The following is a 17,664-nucleotide window of genomic DNA, read 5'->3' on the forward strand; positions in this document are numbered from 1 at the left end:
CGTGCGCAGCAGTATCCGGTGCGCCGGTCAGCGGCCGAAAAGGGATCGGAAGAACCCGGACCCCGAGTCAGGAGCAGGGGCGCAGGTGCAGCGCCGCGCTTTCGGGACACCTGCCATGACCTGATCTGAGTGCTGGCCGCATCCTGCCCAGGTGGTCTTGGAACAGGAAGAACATGTCGTGGGGTAACACATCTGGTATCTCCTTGTCAGACGTTGTGCCACGTATGGGCACGAGAGTTTTCGTGATTAGGCACTATTCGAACGACCGCTCGACCCAGGCCGAGTATCCGCCGACCAGGTCGCTGACGTTCTCGATGCCATCGGCCCGCAACAGTGACGCGGCGACGGACGAGCGCCAGCCGCCGGCGCAGTGCACGACGATGGGCTTGTTACGTGGCAGGTCCGCGAGCTGAGAGCGGAGCTGGGCGAGCGGAATCGACCGGGCACCGTCGATGACCCCGAAGTCGCGCTCGCCGGGATTTCGGATGTCGATCAAGGTCACCGCATCCGAATCCAGGAGCCCCTCCAATTCGACCGCAGCAGTACGCGGCGCGGTACGGACAAGGTCTGTGAGCGAGTTCGGAAAGATGCCATCGGCGTCGACAGTGAGGTAGCCGAGTGCGTTGTCGGATCCGATGCGCGCCAAACGCATCGCCGCAATCTGTTCCTCACCCGGATAGGTGATGAGTACGATGCGCTCGCCGATATCGGCGACCATGCCACCGGTTTCGGCGAACCTGCCGTCGAATCCGACATTGATCGAGCCGCGCAGATGCCCGCCAGCGAAGTCGTCCGGGGTGCGGGCGTCGAGAACGCGAGTTCCGTTGGCCATTTCCGTCCGGAGCTCCTCCGGTGTCAGCTCGGCGATGCGCCGATCTTGTTCGAGGAGAGCGCGATTCGATTTGTTCAGGGCCACATCCGTAGAAAAGTACCCCGGGGCCGCAGGCTGACCGTCGGTGATCAGAGCAACGAAGGTATCTTCACTCATCGGCTGCACCGACGGGTTCGTGCGGCGCTGCTCGCCGATGGTGGAGGTCAACTCGGCGGAGAGGTTCTTGCCGCAAGACGATCCAGCGCCGTGGGCCGGCATCACGGTCACCGAATCGGGCAACGCCAGCAGTGTCTGGTGGACGGTGCGGTACATCGCCCGAGCCAGGTCGGTACTGGTGCCGTCGCCGAGATTAGCCAGGTCGGGGCGGCCGACATCGCCGATGAACAGCGAATCCCCGGTCAGCACAGCGGACGGCGTTGCATCTCGATTCTCGCGCACCAGCAGGCTGATCGACTCCCACGTGTGGCCGGGAGTGGAGAGGATCTCGATGTCCACCTCCCCCAGTGTCAGGTGTTCGCCATGGCGAAGTCTGCGGATCGGGTAGTCGGTGTCCGCGATTTCGCCGAAACCGATCCACGCGCCGGTCGCCTCGAGCAACTCGAGGTGGCCGGAGACGAAGTCCGCGTGAAAGTGCGTGTTGACGACCCCTTCAATGATCAGGTCATGGCGGCTTGCGTCCTCGAGGTATTCGGTGATGTCGCGCCGCGGGTCGACCACGATGGCACGGCCTGTGCTCTCGTCGCCGATCAGGTACGACGCATGCGAGAGGCACTCGATGTAGTACTGCTCGAGGATCATCGAACAACCTTTCCTGAATCTGGAGGATGGTATGAACACAGGATGCCATATACCCCCTGGGGTATGTCAAGTACCCCCAGGGGTATATGGATAGACGTACTGATTAGGTGAAGAAGTCGTACACTCGTCGGTGCAGAGTCCTCGATCGCCACGGGTCCCGCTGGGTCGTGACCGTCCGTTCCGCCCTCACGGCGCCCACGCTGGTGATCATCGCGACGGCTCTCACGCTCCCGATCTTCTTCGCGGGGTGGGAGATCGCCGGTATCGCGATGGGCGCGGTGCCCTATCCACCGGCATTCGCCGCCCTGACCCCGCTGATAGGGCGACAACTACGTCAAAACGCTGATGATCCTCACCCTCGCTGCAGGTCTGGCCAGCACCGCTTTCGCACCCCTCGCCGCCCCTGGCCGATCGATTCGATTGGCGTACAACCTACTTGGTTTGTCAATGGTGTTGGCTCTGGTCACGATCCCCGGGCATGTGTGGGGATTACGGGGTAGGTGGCCTGACCCGATTCGTCTTCCGCACGCGCACCTCAGTGATCATCGCATCGGTAGGTACTGCCGCTCCTCGGAATCGTTGGGTTCCGTCGGCTTCTTCTCACCGTGAGAGACAAATGCGTGCGCTGACCGTACGGGTGGAGAGGGCTGACGTTCCGGCGTGAGTAGATTTAGTCCGAGCTGCTGGTCCGGCGCTCGAGAAGGACTGCGTCGTACTGCTTCCGATCATCACCACAGTCGGTACAAATTATGCGAAAACAGATTACGAACCGTCTCTCGCCGCTGCCACGGAATTATCACCGCCCAGCAGACGCACATGCGCCGTAGGATCGAAAGGTGAGGCCGCTCGAAGGAGGAGCTGTGGCTAACTATCCAGAAATGTATGAGCGTCTACGCACAGCGGTGGATGCATCGCATACCACGTGCATGATGCGCTGAAAGCGGAGGCTTCTCGTGCCGAGGTCATGGAGACCATCGGTATCGCAATGATGATGGGCGGAGGGCCCTCTGTCGTCTACGGATGCGAGGCGCTCGAGGCAGTAGAACAGTTTGCCAGTTCAACCGATTGACAGCGGGACAGGGTTCTCTTTCCGACAGAAATTTCGATCGGGCCCGCGCGCAAGCGTCACCGTAGACGGAACCGCATGCGTGTGTTCTCACCAGCGGCCGGAGGCCCTCGACTCGGCACACCGCTGTTAGAGCAGACTCTCAGACACCCAACGGTGCCTTACCCGACAGGCCGAGGACACGAAACTGCCATTCGTCGCCAGTTGGCCCAGCGAGTGCGGCCACATGAGACCGGGACTGGTTGAACCCGTTCCATCTCGACAGACTGCTATGAACTCTATGGAAGACGGGATGCTGTGCTCACCCAGATAACCTCAGCTCACCGACTTTGATTGTTGCCGGAGCACGGAGATTCGGCGTGTGTACCACGCGTCGCCTGGGCGAACGTCACATAGATCTGAAGGTCACTCTGCACGTGAAAAGTCTGCTCTCCATCCCGAACCCGAATGGTGCCACTCATTCCGAAGCCGCACCGTGGGAGGGGCGGCAACATAGCGCAACGCCTAGACGCATCTTCGATCACAAAGATGGTGCCGCCACCAACTGATCCTGACCACGGTTACGAAATTGTGTGACTTTTGGTCGATCCTGCACCAGATGACAGCTGTCAGGCGGAATGGGATAGGAGCCGAACGATGACCTTCGGCCCAGGCTCTGCCACCAAGACCACGAAAGGGTAAAAGCAGGGACCCCTCATCCAACGCAGAGACTGGTTACGAGCCTGACACATGAACACCGCGCCATTCGACGAAATATGCCATGAATACACGAAATTCAATGCAGCACACATCTATCCATGATTATGAGGAAGGGTCCGCATTACGGCCCCCACCTATGCGAGTCGCGGTATTACGTCTCCTCGGCTGCGTTGCACGGACGGTGAACCTCGTCGCCCAGCGCCGCATCTGTCAACCGACAGAGCGCATAGGGCAAGAAATGACTTTCGCGGACGGCACAACTGGAATCGTCTACCGGGAAACCATCGTGAAGGGACCGCCCCCTGCCGACCCGGTTGTCCTCGTCGTAACATTCCGACTGCGGGGTATTCATGGCCGTGCACACGCCCTGTTTCGGGCCGAAAGCCTTTTCAACACACCGCTTTTCGTTGGCTTTCCCGGATTTGTCTCGAAACTGTGGCTGACTGCTGATGAAGAAAACCGGTACCGCGGATTCTATCAGTGGGATGGAGAAAGGTCCGCTCGAGAATACGTGTGCACGTTGTGGTGGATTCTCGCATTGGTGTGCTCTCTCGATTCGATTCGCTATCGTGTGCTGCCAGGCGCATTTCGTGACTACGTCCTCGCGGACACGCTGTCGGCAGGAAAGGCCATGCCGGAAGGCGCCATGAGTCCGACCGATGCAGTATGGTGGCGGCTGGTCCAAGAGCGAAAGCCATAGATTCCGTTGCCGGAGCGGGGTTCGCTGTCGGTCGGGGGCAGCGACCGTTGATCGGCTGTGGCGCTTCAAGGCGTAGCCGTGCCGACGCACGGAGCTATCGTGCGCTCCGGTTCCATATTCTTCGCGGATGGCTAATACACTGGGCCGAAACTTCAACGTGTTTGCACTGCTCCGCCCCGCCAAAGGCTCTGTAATCAGGTTGGCACCGCAGTGATCATGAGTTTCGCCAACGGCGAAGGGTGACGCAACCTCCGTTGTCGGGACCTCGCTCGTGCAGCTGCCTGCTGGGTAGGTGTTCATGGAAAGTCGCCGTCCTCCTGGTCGGAATGATCCCGAGTTACCCGCTCGGGAGTGGACGTTACTTTTCCCTCCGGTTGGGTGGCAGGCCCCCACAACTCCCAGTCGGTACCTGGCCTTGAAAAATGCACCCACGCTCCGAAAATCTCCGGTACACAATTCGAAGGCATGCTGCTCATGGTCCCCGCTGATCAGCATGAAACCATCACTGGAGCGTCAATTCCCTGCGGACACAGAGCCAGCACCGCACGAAAACCATCGGAAAGTGCCGCCATCAGCACCGACAGATCAGGAGTCGCACCAGCATCCGCGTTGATTCCGATACACACGTGCGTCGTGTACGACATCAACGTCACGTTGAATGCCGAGCCGAGAGTGGGACTGAACGCAAATTGCCTGGTGATCTCCGCGCCCGCAAGATACAGAGGTACCGAGGAACCTACGACGTTCGAAGCGACAAAATCCATGTGCTTGAGCATGTCGCCGGTCACCGCAACCGGCAGCATATTCAGCATCGCAGCCAAGTGCGGAGAGAGCGGAATTGCAGGTTCATTGCGCCAGCTGTCGACGATGTCGTGGACTCGGCGCATCAGCTGATCCGGACTCGCAATATCGAGTGGTAACGCAAATCTCGCCAATGATATTCGGTTGCCGCCCAATGGGTCTCGATCGGTACGCAGACTGATCGGCAAGGTCACCATCAGATCCGGCGGCACAGCGCCATGGCGGCGGTGGTACTCAGCCATTCCGAGGAGAACAGCAGCCAAGAACGCATCGTTGATCGAGCACTCTGTGGCAGTCGCGGCTGCCGCAAGCGCCGCGACCGGAAACTCGACCACACCGAAACTTCGACGCGTACTACGAGCAGTCATCACCGGTGACAATGTGGTAGTCGCCGGTCGTGTCATACGCAGTGCCGAACCGATGATTCGTGCGGCGCCGCGGCCGGTATCGGCAGGATGCCGCAATGCACGTGCACCCTGCCGAACGGCAGACCCAAACGCCGTCCCCAGTGAGATCGCTACGGCGTTGGTACCGGTCGGATGATCAATAGACGTCACAGTCTCCCGCGCGGATCGGCTCGATTCCCCTTCTCTTGTCTCGTCTGTGATTTCACGTGCCAGTTGCATTCCCCCGACCCCGTCGGTGAGAGAGTGATGGACCTTGACCACCAGTGCAGCACCACCGTCAGCCAGTCCGTCGAGCACTGTGAACTCCCACAGCGGACGATCCTTGTCGAATGCGGCCATCCCAGCTGTGCGTGCGAAGTCGAGGGCCTCTTTCCAGGTGCCTGGCTTCGGCACGGTCAACCGACGCAGGTGCCAGCTGAGATCGAAGTCAAGATCGTCTACCCATCGAGGTGGAATCCCAGGAATCGAGCTCGGTACCGCTCGGCATCTGAACATCGGCACCACATCGATGGCGCGATGCATGACTTCGATCATTCGATCTTGGTCAGGACTTCTGTCCAGCAAAACAATCGAGACGATGGTGGAGCGAAGAATCGGATCCTTTTCCATCCGCCACGACATCAGGTCCGTCTGCGTCATCGATCGTGCGCACGCTGCATTCATTGCTACTCGATCCAGTTCTCGTCACCCGTCATCGCATCTGTTTCTGTTCAGGGTTGTAGTCGTATCTCGTCTACTCCAGGCACCGACGATGCAAGTGCGATGACGACTCCTCGCTGCGGATCGTCCTCGGAAATGCCACTGACAGTAAGTGTTCCGTCGACAAATCCCACTGCCCACAGATCCGGGCCGCCGTAGAGGTCAAGTCGATGCCGCACTTCGTCGACGATGCGATCAGGATCAAGCGCCAAGAGGCCGATCAGGTCCTGGCGCGTCACTATTCCGATGACATCGCCCTCCTGGACAATCGGCACCGCACGCAGTCCAGAGCGGAGCATCGCCGAGGCGAGGGCGTTGATCTCAGCGTCTGCGGTCATCGCAATGACCGGCTTGGTCATCACGTCAGCGACGGATTCGTCTACGGACACGACCTGATCTTCCTGCGACGCACCGTGAAACCTGCTCCGGAGAAGGTCGCCCTCGGAGACGATCCCGACAAGGTGCTTGTGTTCGTCGATCACCGGAAGCACCGAAAACCCCGACCGAGAAATTACTTGCAGGCATTGGTCCGTACTCGCCGCCTGATCGATCGTCGTCACCGGACTACTCATGATGTGGCGTGCGAGCATGACGATCTCCTTTGGCTGCCCAGTTGGGGCAGCCGGTGTCGAGGGGCTGATGTATCCAGCGTGACGGAATCCGATTTCGGGCGGAAGGGTCCTGGGCACCGCGCGTGTACTGGTAATCGACATCGAGTGCAGTGACTTCCGCCTCTGTCGACCCGACACGCACCAGAGTTCGCTGAACACTGTCGGCCGCGATCAGGTGAGCGGCCCCCCTCCGATCGGGAGAGCCCATGAAGACGAGCCGTTCAGCCGCCACGCATCCAGTCGCCACACACAGGTGGGTTGTACCGATCGATGCGGTCGGCCCCGGCGATGCTCCCACTATCGGCGGCAAGGCCGCCAACCTCGGCGAACTGATGCGGTCGAAATTCCCGGTTCCCCCGGCATTTGTAATCAACACTGCAGGTTATCTCGACGCAATGGAAGCTTCCGGGTTTCGAGAACTGCTGAAAACGGGGCCTCTGCCACACGTTGACAGCACCAAAGACGCGATCTGCTCGGCAGTCCTCCCCGATGCGATGCGCGCGGAGATTATCGACGCTTATCGTGTCCTCGGCCCTTCGACGACACGCGTCGCCGTCCGTTCGTCAGCGCCGGCCGAAGACGCGGCTGACACGTCGTACGCCGGTATCCACGATAGCTTCACGAACGTGTCAGGCGACAGGAATCTGATCCACGCGGTCCGAAAGTGTTGGGCATCGCTGTGGTCGGATCGAGCATTGACGTACCGCAGTCTCCAAGGGGTAACCGAAGAGCCGTCGTTGGCAGTTGTTGTCCAACGCATGGTCGATGCTGAACAGTCCGGCGTCGTGTTCACCGCCGATCCACGCACCGGCGCGAGAGATCGCATCGTGATCGAAGCTGCTACCGGCCTGGGCGAAGTAGTCGTGGGCGGGCAGGTGGAACCAGATACGTATGTGGTGTCAAAACCGGACTTTTCCGTGCTCGATGTGCATATCGGCTCGCAATCCTTCGCGATTGCACTATCGGAGGGGACTGAACAATCGTCGGAAATTCCTCTGCTGCAACGTGAACAACAGATCCTCACCGAAGATCAGATCCACCGGCTCGCGGTTCTTGCGGCAGCCGTGGAAGATCACTATCAGCGACCGCAGGACCTCGAATTCGCCTACAGCGGGCAGCAACTGTGGCTGGTCCAAACACGCCCGATCACCACGCTGGGGCAGCATACAGAAGCGAAACCACCTGACACACAGGCAGATGTGTCGAGCGCACAGATCCTGGCACACGGACTGGGAGCCGGACCGGGCACAGCCACCGGCCGGGCACGGGTCCTGCGTTCGGTGGCCGACGGTCGCAATCTCCTCGACGGCGAAATTCTTGTGGCACCGATGACCCGACCGGACTGGCTGCCTGTTCTCCGGCGCGCTGCCGCAATTGTCACCGATGGCGGGGGCATCACGTGCCACGCCGCCATTGTCGGCCGCGAACTCGGTCGGCCGGTCGTCGTCGGAACACGCACGGCAACATCAGATCTAACCGACGGAATGTTGATCACTGTCGACGGAACCGCGGGAACGGTCCGCGCGCGAGATACTGCGGCGGCCGCAACGACGAGCGCACCCACAACCCAGATCGCACCTTCCGCCGTGCCGCACCGCGGACCGACAACGGCAACATCCGTCTACGTCAACCTGGCAACACCGGAGGCTGCGGAGCGAGTAGCCGCCACAGATGTCGACGGTGTCGGCCTGCTCCGGGCAGAGTTTCTGATCATGGACGCCCTCGAAGGACTGCATCCCCGCACGATGATTGCGCGTGGCCTACACGAGAAGTACGTAACCGCAATGTCTTCGGCTCTCTCGCGGATCGCAGCCGCATTCGGTGCACGTCCCGTTATCTATCGCGCCATCGATCTCCGTACCAACGAATTTGCGAACCTCGAAGGTGGCGAGGTCGAACCGCACGAAGACAATCCGATGATCGGCTACCGCGGATGTTTCCGCTACATCCGTGAACCCGAATTGTTTGCACTCGATCTCGATGTCATCACCGAAACCCGTAAGCGCCACCCGAACGTTCATCTCATGATTCCGTTTGTTCGAACCGGGTGGGAACTGTCCAAATGCCTCGCGCAGTTGGACGCGCATCCTCTCGGGGCGGATCGTCGTATGTTGCGATGGGTCATGGCCGAGATACCCTCGGTGGCGTATTGGATACCGCGTTACGCAGCAATGGGCATCGACGGAATATCCATCGGAACCAATGACCTCACACAATTGGTGCTGGGCGTAGACCGGGATTCGGAAATCTGCAAGGATCTCTTCGACACCATGGATCCTGCAGTGCTGGAGACCATCGACACGATCATCGAACGCGCCACCGCCGCAGGTTTGACGACCTCACTCTGCGGCCAAGCTGTGTCCACCGATCCTGCATTGGCGGAACATCTGGTGAGACAAGGAATCACGTCTGTCTCTGTGACTCCCGACGCGGTAGACGCGACCCGCCACACAATAGCTGTTGCGGAACGTCGCATCATGTTGCACCAGGCCAGAACTGAACCCCCTCAATGAATCAGAACGGGAGAACTCCAAGGGTGGAACGTTCCACGATCACGTCGAAGTAGGCCTCGACATCCGCAGGTCTGCACGGCGCAGTTCCTGGCGTCTGCAGCATCGCTGCACCCGCCGCAACACCGAACTGCACGGCTTCGATCAGCGAACGATCATGCACGAGCGAATACACGATGCCCGCAACCATGCTGTCACCTGCACCGACTCCACTGATCGACGCCACATCCACCGAGGGAACATACTCGGATACATCAGCCGTAATCACCAGAGCTCCCTCCGCCCCCAGCGAGACAACCACCACCTCGGACACTCCCTGTTCAACAATGCTTCTCGCCGCCGCTGCTTGTTCCGCCCGAGACTCGAGAGGCAGATCAACCCAATCACGGAGCTCTCGAACACTCGGCTTGACGAGGTAGACGCCCCGCTGCAAGGCCCGCAACGCGACGCCGGAGGTGTCTACGACCAGCAGGGTCGGTGTGTCGGCCAGCAGGTCGGAAAGACGCTGACAGAAATCGGCGTCTACCCCTGGAGGCAGGCTTCCGCTCACGACGACAAAGCGGGAATCGGTTGCGAAGTCGCGCACACGCTCGAGGCACGACTCCACCTCTGCATAGGCAACTGTCGGGCCGGGCAGCACGAAACGGTACTGGAAACCCGTCGACAGGTCGTCGACGGTAAAGCTCTCGCGGGTAGAACCGGTGATCGGCACCGCAGAGAACCGCACCTGCTCACCAGTCAGTAGATCCTGAACCGCCTGCCCACAGTGCCCGCCCGACGGAAGGAGCGCTGTCGCGTCCTCCCCGAGTGCATGCAGAACTCGAGCCACATTCAGTCCACCTCCCCCGGGGTCGCGGCGAGGGGCTGCGCAGCGCATCTTATCCGTGGCATGCACTGCAGGTGCGCTGGTGGAGATATCGAGCGCAGGATTCATCGTCACCGTCACGACACGCGAGCTATTCTGCGACATGAAGTTTCACCTCTAGATGAAGTGTGGATCCGTCACGACGGAGTGAATGTGCCCATCCTCGTTCCCGGATGACTTGAAGCATGGGTGCGTTCTCCCCCATCACCTCGGCCACCATGCGCCGCGCACCGTGTCGGTATGCCTCATCTTCGAGTCCATCCAAGAGTGAGATACCGATTCCGTGCAGCCGCTCATCCTGCGCGACTACGAGGGCGAACTCCACCGTGGTCGGTGAAACCCCGTCCAACATGACGAAGTTGCCGACCCCAACCAATTCGTCGCCGATGAACGCACCCAGAGCGCATCGCCGCTTGTTGCACTCGCACAACTGATCGGAAAAGGCGGTGAGCTGTTTCGGCTGCGGCCCGAACCATCGCATGTACGAATCGTGCTGGTCGAGACGCGCATGTAATCGCTGCACCGCACCGGCGTCATCTGCGCCGAGGCACCGAACTGTTGTCGTGTCGATTCCGCTGCCCGTCGCGGCCATCGCTCATCACCTGATTCGGCTGGAGGGATACCTCCCGATTGAACCGTGGCATTGGCTGTAGTGGGCAGAGACTTTTGTCATCGAATACCGTCCTTCGCCCACTACCCGCCGACAGTCACCCCGCGAACACTGGATTGTGGAGAAATACGGATGTCGCCCGCAAGGAGGACCCATGACCGGCACCAGATCACCGACCGAGGTCACTCGCGATCACGTCGTCATAGACCGACGCGGGCTCGACGACCTGATCACAGTATTGTCCGCCGAGGGTTACCGTGTCATCGGCCCCACGATCCGCGACAGCGCCATCGCTCTCGATACGCTCGTATCCGGTGACCAATTGCCGGCGGGCTGGGGTGTAGAGACCGGTCCTGGTCGATATCGACTGCGTCGGCGGGCAGATGCCGCCGTCTTCGGTCACTCTGCCGGGCCGCAATCGTGGAAGCAGTATCTTCATCCAGCGCGTCAACAACTGTGGAGCCAATCCCAGGACGGTATGTTCCACGCGCCGGCGACCGCGCCGGTGAAATATGCCTTTCTCGGCGTACGCGCGTGTGACCTTGCAGCGATCGGAATACTCGAGACGGTCCTGGCCGCCGGCGGACGTTCGAGTACCGGTCTTGTCGAGAATCTGTTCGTCATCGCCGCCAACTGCACCGAACCCGGCGGGGTGTGTTTCTGTGCGTCGATGAATACCGGCCCCGAAGCCAGAAGCGGGTACGACTTGTCTCTGACCGAAAGAATCGACGACGACGGCCACCGATTCATTACACGGGTCGGCACCGAAGACGGAGCACGGATACTCGCATTCGTCCGAAGCAGACAAGCCACTGACCGGGAAACTACCGAGGCCGCACGAGCTGTCGCCGACGCGGCACACCACATGGGCCGCGAAATGCCCGACATCAACCTTCGCGGCATGCTCTGCGACGCTCGGGACGCCGATGTCTGGGAGGACGTCGCCTCGCGGTGCTTGACGTGCGGAAACTGCACAATGGTCTGTCCGACATGCTTTTGCACCACCTCCGAGGACGTCTCCGACCTCACAGGTGACCATGTAGAACGTTGGCAGCACTGGTCGTCGTGTTTCGACCTGGACTATTCACAACTGCACGGCGGCATAGTACGGACCAGCGGCGAAAGCCGTTATCGCCAGTGGATTTCTCATAAACTCGGCACCTGGCACGACCAATTCGGCTCGTCCGGATGCGTCGGGTGCGGTCGATGCATCGACTGGTGTCCGGTGGGAATCGACATCACGGCAGAAGCGGCCCGCCTGACTGGTGCCTTGAATGTGGAACCCGACAGCAATACCGGTGGTCACTCATGAACGATCACACCCGCGAGCACTGTCCGAGAGAAATCGAAGATCTGGCCGACGATCAACGTCATGAACTCGCTGCCATCTCTCACGAAGTGCAGTTCACGCAAGGTACCGTGCTGTTTCACGAGAGCGGCCTCGCTGACAGGTGCTGGTTACTTCAGTCAGGCCGAATTGCCCTCACCACAACGATTCCCGGACGCGGCGACGAAACTGTCGAAACGCTCTCCGTCGGCGAAGTGTTAGGCGTTTCCTGGTTCCAACCACCTCGACAATGGCGGTGGACAGCGACTGCGGTCACTCCCGTGACCGCAGTCGAGATCGATGCCACAGTGCTGCAGTCCGTCGCCGAGAGCGATCCGGATCTCGGACGGGCGATCTACTCGATCCTGGCGAACACGCTCCTCCACCGACTGCAGGCTACGCGCGCACGCCTGCTCGATCTCTATGCACACGAACATGTTCGGTGATCGGCTCGTCCCGACGCCGTGCACGGTTGTCGCCCGCCGAGACGAGAACAGCGATACTTCGACCCTGACCCTAGCCGCACCCGAGCATGAGTTCCCCGGGTTCCGTTCCGGACAGTTCATGATGGTCTATGCGCGGGCGGTGGGTGAGATTCCCTTGTCGATCAGTGGAGACCCCACTCGTACCGATCACACTGTGGTCCATACTGTTCGGGCTGTCGGGGCGGTCAGTCGCGCACTGCACGAAGCGTGTGTCGGTGATGTCGTCGGCATACGAGGGCCTTTCGGAGCTGGATGGGATCTGGAGTCTGCGAAGGATGATCTGATTGTCGTCGCCGGTGGGGTCGGCTTGGCGGCAGTGCGTTCGGCGGTCCTGGAGGCACTGGCTTGCGGTCGATTTCGTCGTATCGCCCTCCATGTCGGCGCTCGCCGACCATCCGATCTGTTGTACAGCGCGGATCTCGATACCTGGAGTAGGGGAAACGTGGTGGACGTCGAGTTATCCGTCGACGTGGCCGATCCTGCCTGGCGCGGGCATGTCGGCTTTGTCACGCAGTCACTCGGAAGAGGTGTTCTCGAACCCGAATCCACGACGGTTCTTCTGTGCGGGCCTGAGCCGATGATGCGGATGTCGGCTCGCACCATGATCGGTAAAGGGATTGCACCGCAGAATATTCGGGTTTCACTCGAGAGGAACATGCAGTGCGGGGCCGGGCTGTGTGGGCATTGCCAACTCGGCGAACTTCTACTCTGTCGTGACGGTCCGGTGGTCGACTATTCCGTAGCCGAGCCACTTCTCGTAGTGAAGGAGTTGTGATGAGCACCCCGACCATGGCGGTCTGGAAGTTCGCATCCTGCGATGGATGCCAGTTGACGCTGCTCGATTGTGAAGACGAATTGCTCCCTTTGGCCGAGACCGTTCACATTTCGCACTTCCTCGAGATGTCGAGTGCTGTGGAAGTGGGGCCCTACGACCTCTCGCTGGTCGAGGGGTCGATCACCACCGCTGCCGATGTCGAACGTATTCACCGAATCCGGGACAACTCCGAATATTTGGTGACGATCGGGGCCTGCGCGACTTCTGGTGGGATACAGGCCCTGCGGAACTTTGCGGACATCACCGAGTTCATGTCCGTTGTGTATGCGAGCCCCGAATACATCGATACTCTCGCCACCGCCACACCGATCGCCGCCCATGTGCCGGTCGATTTCGAATTGCGGGGCTGTCCTATCGATCGTCGACAACTACTCGAGGTGATCTCGTCGTATTTGGCCAGACGCAAGCCCAATATCCCGGACACCAGTGTTTGCGCCGAGTGCAAACGACGCGGTCTTACCTGCGTCATGGTCTCCGACGGCACACCGTGCCTGGGGCCGGTCACACATTCCGGCTGCGGCGCGCTGTGCCCCGCGCAGTCGAGGGGGTGCTACGGATGTTTCGGTCCGTCGTCCGATCCGAACTTGACTGCCATGTCGGGGTGGCTGCGCATCTGCGGGATGACCGACGAGGGCATCGAGCGGGTCTTCTCGACCTTCAACGTCTCCTCCCCCGAGTTCGACGGGATCAGGCGAGATGGACAATGACAGCGCCCGGAATACCACCCGGGTGACGCTGGGTTCCCTTGCACGTGTGGAAGGGGAAGGCCGCCTGTCCTTCACGGTCCGAGATGGCCGTGTCGAGGCCGCTGAGTTGAACATCTACGAACCCCCACGGTTCTTCGAGTCGTTTCTCCGTGGCCGCGATTTCCGCGAACCTCCCGACATCACCTCCAGGATTTGTGGAATCTGTCCTGTTGCTTATCAAGTCAGCGCATGCAACGCGATCGAGCAGGCCTGCGGTGCCGACCTCGACCAACCGATTCTCGATCTGCGCCGACTCCTCTATTGCGGCGAGTGGATCGCCAGCCACACTCTGCACATCTATCTGCTCCATGCTCCTGACTTCCTGAACGTGAGCGATGCCGTCGAACTCGCCCGCATCGCGCGTCCAGACGTCGAACGTGGCCTGGCCTTGAAGAAAGCAGGAAACGCGATACTCGACCTGATCGGTGGTCGATCGATCCACCCGGTCAATGTGCGCCTCGGCGGCTTCTATCGAGCGCCGACGCTCAGCGAACTCGGGCCTCTCGCCGAACAATTGCGCACGGCGCTCGACGACGCTCTCGCGACGCTGCGGTGGGTGTCGCACTTCGACTTCCCCGATGCCGAGATCGATTACGATCTGCTCGCACTTACACACACTGGCCGGTATCCGATCGAAAATGGTTCGCTGACAACCGTATCCGGATCGATTTTCGCGCCGTCAGAGTTCTGCGATCATGTCGAGGAACGCCAAGTTCCTCATTCGACGGCGCTGCACGCATACTTCGACGGCCACGCCTATCTCACGGGGCCGTTGGCGCGATACAGTCTCAACTCCGCCGAACTATCGGATACCGCACGTCAAGCGGCCACCGAAGCAGGCTTGGGAGCAGTGTGCCGCAACCCTTTTCAGAGCATTGTGGTGCGCGCGGTAGAAACCGTATTTGCGGTAGACGAGGCGTTACGACTGATACGCGAGTACCAACGACCGGATCAACCGTACGTCGACGTCTCGCCCCAGGCCGCGACCGGGTACGGCGTCAGCGAAGCACCGCGGGGCGTGCTGTACCACAGCTATCAACTCGATCCAGAAGGCCGGATCCTGCGCGCCACCATCATTCCGCCCACCTCACAAAATCAGGCAGCAATCGAAGACGACCTCCGCAAGACCCTCGCCGCGAATCTGATGTTGACAGACACCGAGTTGGCAAAGCTGTGCGAGAAAACCATCCGGAACTACGACCCCTGCATCTCCTGTGCCACCCATTTCCTCGATCTGACGATCGACCGCGCATGACCGTCACGGTGATCGGGATCGGCAACGACTTTCGCCGCGACGACGGCGTCGGACTTGCCGTAGCGCAAGCGATACGGCACCTGCACCCTGCCGGCGCCCGTGTAGTGGCCACGAACGGCGAGGCTTCCACGCTGATCGATACCTGGTCCGGCTCGGAGTTGGCGGTATTTGTCGACTCGTATCTCCAGACACACGCTGTCGATAGTTCACGGCAACCGGGAAGGATACGTCGATTCACGAGATGGCCGAACGAACACTGCGGACACTGCACCAGCTCACATGGACTGGGCATCGTCGAAGCGCTGGCATTAGGGGCTGCACTCGACCGAAAACCACGCCGCGTGGCGATCTATACAGTCGAGGCACAAGACATCGGTTTCGGCATCGGACTTTCACCCCCCGTTGCGGCGTCCGTCTCCGTAGTTGTATCCGCGATCATCGAAGAGATCGTCAACCCTGCGAAGATCCCTTCGTCGAACAGATCACGGACTTTCGCCGTCGAATACGGCACTTCGCCTCTATTCCACAGGTCGTTCACCCCAGGACAATGAAAAAGTGCCCGTACCGCGAACCACACCATTCCGTCACGGAGACAACATGTGTCAGTCGCAGCAACAACGGCGAAAGGGTCGCGAGGTCGTGGTCACGTGTCATCGGTGAGACCAGCGACACGTGAATGCAGAGGAGTCGATCCATGAACGAAAAACACTGGTCGGTGGACATCACCATCGACGAGCACACATCAGCAAACGGTAACCGCACTCGCGCGATCGCGCGACTGCATTCACAGGATGACACGCACTTCGCCGGCGCGGGGTTCGCGCGCTGCAACCCGTCCGACCTCGACGTACCCGAAATCGGTGACGAACTCGCAGCCTCGCGCGCTCTTGCCGACCTGTCGCGACAATTGATCGAAGCCACCAGAGCGGATCTCGTGGGCATCACGCATGAGTCTATTCACCTGACTTCCTGAGCCGATTCGTTCAGCACGCGCGAGGAAGGTGAAAGGTAATGTCGGACAAGTTAACTCCACTCGATGCCGGGTTTCTCGAAGTCGAGGATTCGGATTCCCACGCGAGTCTCGCCATCGGGGCATTGGTGATAGCCGAAGGCCCCGTACCGACCGATCGCGAGTTTCTCGAGCGATTGAGCTCACGGATACGATTCATCCCACACGGCACGGACTGTCTCCATACAGTTCCCGTCGATCTGGCGGCCCCGACGTGGACGGCGGAACCGAACTTCGATCCGGCGCGCCATGTTATGAGGATCGCAGTGCCCTCGCCCGGGCGACTGCAAGACGTTGCCGCGACGGTGGCGTGGATCATGTCCGAGCGGCTGGATCGAGATCGCCCACTCTGGCAGTGCTGGCTGATCGAAGGCCTCGAAGCAGATCGGTGGGCAGTACTGACGAAAGCGCACCATTCGCTGGTGGACGGGGTCAGTGGCGCTCGCTTGTTCGACGTACTGTTCGACTCGCCGCCGGAATCCGAACCGGTTGGTGACAACACCACGAGCACGAGCGGTACCGCATCGGAGAAATCGGCGTCCCTGTACAGCACGTTCATCGGTGTTTCGACCGCCGCGCTGGGCGCACCTGTCCGTGTGTCTCGCCAGCTACTGCGGAGAGCCGCGGGTTTTGCACACCTTCTCGGCGATGTGCTGACCCCGAGCCGCCGAACGACGCTGATCGGGCCGATCGGTAGTCAGCGGAGATACGCCACGGCCAACGTTCGGATGCAGGACGTGAAGGCAATTTGTTCGACGTTCGACGTAACCGTCAACGAAGTGGCACTGGCTTGTGTGACTGGTGCTCTTCGTTCACTTCTTCTGCACCGCAACGAGGACCCCGACGGGCACTCAGTGCGTTGCCTCGTGCCGGTGTCGGTTCGGACACCCGGCGGCGATGTATCGCCGCACAACGAGGTTTCTCTTCTTCTCCCGTTCCTTCCCGTGGACGTACCCGATCCTGTCGACCGACTTCAGGTGATTCACGAGAGACTCTCACGGTACAAGCGAGGAGGGGAATCTCGCAGTGGTCACTTTGTCACGACGCTCGCCCAGTATGTCCCGTTCGTATCGTCTGCATGGTTCGTGCGACTTGCGGCGCGGGTTCCTCAGCAAAGCATCGTCACCGTTGTCACCGACATCCCTGGACCTACAAGCAAATGCCGACTGATGGGTCGAGAGATAGTCAGCATCTACCCTTTCGTGCCGATTGCCGTGCGCTTGCGGCTCGGATTCGCACTACTGAGCTACAGCGGCCAATTCGCGTTCGGCATCACAGCCGACTACGATTCTGTCCCCGAAATCGATCTTTTACCAACGTTTTTGGAGAGTGAACTGAGAATCCTCGTGAGCGCCCAGGAGTCGAGCGTACGAGAACCCGACGACACAACCGAGAGTGGACCGTAGCTT

General features: G+C 60.4%; 15 protein-coding genes and 1 pseudogene. 11 read left to right on the top strand and 5 right to left on the bottom strand.

Annotated elements, in window-relative coordinates; translation table 11 throughout:
• Positions 1–253: 253 nt before the first annotated feature.
• Positions 254–1,630: an MBL fold metallo-hydrolase gene (locus EEB13_RS16320; RefSeq protein WP_033236237.1), complete on the bottom strand. Its 1,377-nt coding sequence runs from the start codon at positions 1,628–1,630 to the stop codon at positions 254–256.
• A 901-nt stretch (positions 1,631–2,531) separates the two neighbouring features.
• On the opposite strand from EEB13_RS16320, the pseudogene EEB13_RS16330 reads away from it, so the two are divergent.
• A pseudogene (locus EEB13_RS16330) lies at positions 2,532–2,699 on the top strand (carboxymuconolactone decarboxylase family protein); the annotation flags it as partial.
• A gap of 877 nt (positions 2,700–3,576) precedes the next feature.
• On the top strand, positions 3,577–4,095 hold the full coding sequence (locus EEB13_RS31805; protein ID WP_230590340.1) for a YdhR family protein: 519 nt from the start codon (positions 3,577–3,579) through the stop codon (positions 4,093–4,095).
• A 488-nt stretch (positions 4,096–4,583) separates the two neighbouring features.
• Here EEB13_RS31805 and EEB13_RS16340 read toward each other — a convergent pair whose 3' ends face one another.
• A complete protein-coding gene (locus EEB13_RS16340; RefSeq protein ID WP_174557356.1) occupies positions 4,584–5,942 on the bottom strand; it encodes a wax ester/triacylglycerol synthase domain-containing protein in 1,359 nt (452 codons plus the stop codon).
• A 71-nt stretch (positions 5,943–6,013) separates the two neighbouring features.
• Complete coding sequence (locus EEB13_RS16345) at positions 6,014–6,592, bottom strand: HPP family protein (protein WP_033236233.1); 579 nt, start codon at positions 6,590–6,592, stop codon at positions 6,014–6,016.
• A 227-nt stretch (positions 6,593–6,819) separates the two neighbouring features.
• On the opposite strand from EEB13_RS16345, the gene ppsA reads away from it, so the two are divergent.
• The gene (gene ppsA / locus EEB13_RS16350) at positions 6,820–9,126 is read left to right on the top strand and encodes a phosphoenolpyruvate synthase (RefSeq protein WP_033236232.1); all 2,307 of its coding nucleotides are present in this window, start codon (positions 6,820–6,822) and stop codon (positions 9,124–9,126) included.
• Position 9,127: 1 nt separating this feature from the next.
• Here ppsA and EEB13_RS16355 read toward each other — a convergent pair whose 3' ends face one another.
• Together EEB13_RS16355 and EEB13_RS16360 are read right to left on the bottom strand one after the other, a co-directional pair.
• A complete protein-coding gene (locus EEB13_RS16355) occupies positions 9,128–10,093 on the bottom strand; it encodes a 1-phosphofructokinase family hexose kinase (protein ID WP_033236231.1) in 966 nt (321 codons plus the stop codon).
• Positions 10,080–10,580, bottom strand: a complete 501-nt coding sequence (locus tag EEB13_RS16360; protein WP_141485813.1) for a GNAT family N-acetyltransferase — start codon at positions 10,578–10,580, stop codon at positions 10,080–10,082. Before EEB13_RS16360 ends, EEB13_RS16355 begins: the two co-directional genes overlap by 14 nt.
• A 172-nt stretch (positions 10,581–10,752) precedes the next feature.
• Between EEB13_RS16360 and EEB13_RS16365 the strand changes: the two genes are divergently transcribed.
• The 8 genes from EEB13_RS16365 to EEB13_RS16400 all read left to right on the top strand — a co-directional run bounded on the left by EEB13_RS16365 (position 10,753) and on the right by EEB13_RS16400 (position 17,661).
• Positions 10,753–11,910 (top strand): 4Fe-4S dicluster domain-containing protein, encoded by a 1,158-nt coding sequence (locus tag EEB13_RS16365; protein ID WP_033236229.1) that lies wholly within the window; start codon positions 10,753–10,755, stop codon positions 11,908–11,910.
• A complete protein-coding gene (locus tag EEB13_RS16370) occupies positions 11,907–12,371 on the top strand; it encodes a Crp/Fnr family transcriptional regulator (protein WP_051730688.1) in 465 nt (154 codons plus the stop codon). Before EEB13_RS16365 ends, EEB13_RS16370 begins: the two co-directional genes overlap by 4 nt.
• Complete coding sequence (locus tag EEB13_RS16375; RefSeq protein ID WP_165826293.1) at positions 12,361–13,185, top strand: FAD/NAD(P)-binding protein; 825 nt, start codon at positions 12,361–12,363, stop codon at positions 13,183–13,185. Before EEB13_RS16370 ends, EEB13_RS16375 begins: the two co-directional genes overlap by 11 nt.
• Complete coding sequence (locus EEB13_RS16380; RefSeq protein WP_141485814.1) at positions 13,185–13,952, top strand: oxidoreductase; 768 nt, start codon at positions 13,185–13,187, stop codon at positions 13,950–13,952. Before EEB13_RS16375 ends, EEB13_RS16380 begins: the two co-directional genes overlap by 1 nt.
• Positions 13,942–15,246, top strand: a complete 1,305-nt coding sequence (locus EEB13_RS16385) for a Ni/Fe hydrogenase subunit alpha (protein ID WP_033236226.1) — start codon at positions 13,942–13,944, stop codon at positions 15,244–15,246. The genes EEB13_RS16380 and EEB13_RS16385 overlap by 11 nt, the downstream gene beginning before the upstream one ends.
• Complete coding sequence (locus tag EEB13_RS16390) at positions 15,243–15,797, top strand: hydrogenase maturation protease (protein ID WP_051730687.1); 555 nt, start codon at positions 15,243–15,245, stop codon at positions 15,795–15,797. The genes EEB13_RS16385 and EEB13_RS16390 overlap by 4 nt, the downstream gene beginning before the upstream one ends.
• Before the next feature lie 143 nt (positions 15,798–15,940).
• Positions 15,941–16,219, top strand: a complete 279-nt coding sequence (locus tag EEB13_RS16395; RefSeq protein WP_033236225.1) for a DUF1876 domain-containing protein — start codon at positions 15,941–15,943, stop codon at positions 16,217–16,219.
• A gap of 38 nt (positions 16,220–16,257) precedes the next feature.
• Positions 16,258–17,661, top strand: a complete 1,404-nt coding sequence (locus EEB13_RS16400; RefSeq protein ID WP_141485815.1) for a wax ester/triacylglycerol synthase family O-acyltransferase — start codon at positions 16,258–16,260, stop codon at positions 17,659–17,661.
• The last annotated feature ends 3 nt before the right edge of the window (positions 17,662–17,664 follow it).

The organism is Rhodococcus sp. WS3 (assembly GCF_003797085.1).
Lineage (GTDB): Bacteria > Actinomycetota > Actinomycetes > Mycobacteriales > Mycobacteriaceae > Rhodococcus_F > Rhodococcus_F globerula.

Coding starts and splice junctions, on each gene's coding strand:
- EEB13_RS16320 (WP_033236237.1), bottom strand. CDS start 1,630: ATGATCCTCGAGCAGTACTACATCGAGTGCCTCTCGCATGCGTCGTAC.
- EEB13_RS16340 (WP_174557356.1), bottom strand. CDS start 5,942: ATGACGCAGACGGACCTGATGTCGTGGCGGATGGAAAAGGATCCGATT.
- EEB13_RS16345 (WP_033236233.1), bottom strand. CDS start 6,592: ATGCTCGCACGCCACATCATGAGTAGTCCGGTGACGACGATCGATCAG.
- ppsA (WP_033236232.1), top strand. CDS start 6,820: ATGAAGACGAGCCGTTCAGCCGCCACGCATCCAGTCGCCACACACAGG.
- EEB13_RS16355 (WP_033236231.1), bottom strand. CDS start 10,093: ATGTCGCAGAATAGCTCGCGTGTCGTGACGGTGACGATGAATCCTGCG.
- EEB13_RS16360 (WP_141485813.1), bottom strand. CDS start 10,580: ATGGCCGCGACGGGCAGCGGAATCGACACGACAACAGTTCGGTGCCTC.
- EEB13_RS16365 (WP_033236229.1), top strand. CDS start 10,753: ATGACCGGCACCAGATCACCGACCGAGGTCACTCGCGATCACGTCGTC.
- EEB13_RS16370 (WP_051730688.1), top strand. CDS start 11,907: ATGAACGATCACACCCGCGAGCACTGTCCGAGAGAAATCGAAGATCTG.
- EEB13_RS16375 (WP_165826293.1), top strand. CDS start 12,361: ATGTTCGGTGATCGGCTCGTCCCGACGCCGTGCACGGTTGTCGCCCGC.
- EEB13_RS16380 (WP_141485814.1), top strand. CDS start 13,185: ATGAGCACCCCGACCATGGCGGTCTGGAAGTTCGCATCCTGCGATGGA.
- EEB13_RS16385 (WP_033236226.1), top strand. CDS start 13,942: ATGGACAATGACAGCGCCCGGAATACCACCCGGGTGACGCTGGGTTCC.
- EEB13_RS16390 (WP_051730687.1), top strand. CDS start 15,243: ATGACCGTCACGGTGATCGGGATCGGCAACGACTTTCGCCGCGACGAC.
- EEB13_RS16395 (WP_033236225.1), top strand. CDS start 15,941: ATGAACGAAAAACACTGGTCGGTGGACATCACCATCGACGAGCACACA.
- EEB13_RS16400 (WP_141485815.1), top strand. CDS start 16,258: ATGTCGGACAAGTTAACTCCACTCGATGCCGGGTTTCTCGAAGTCGAG.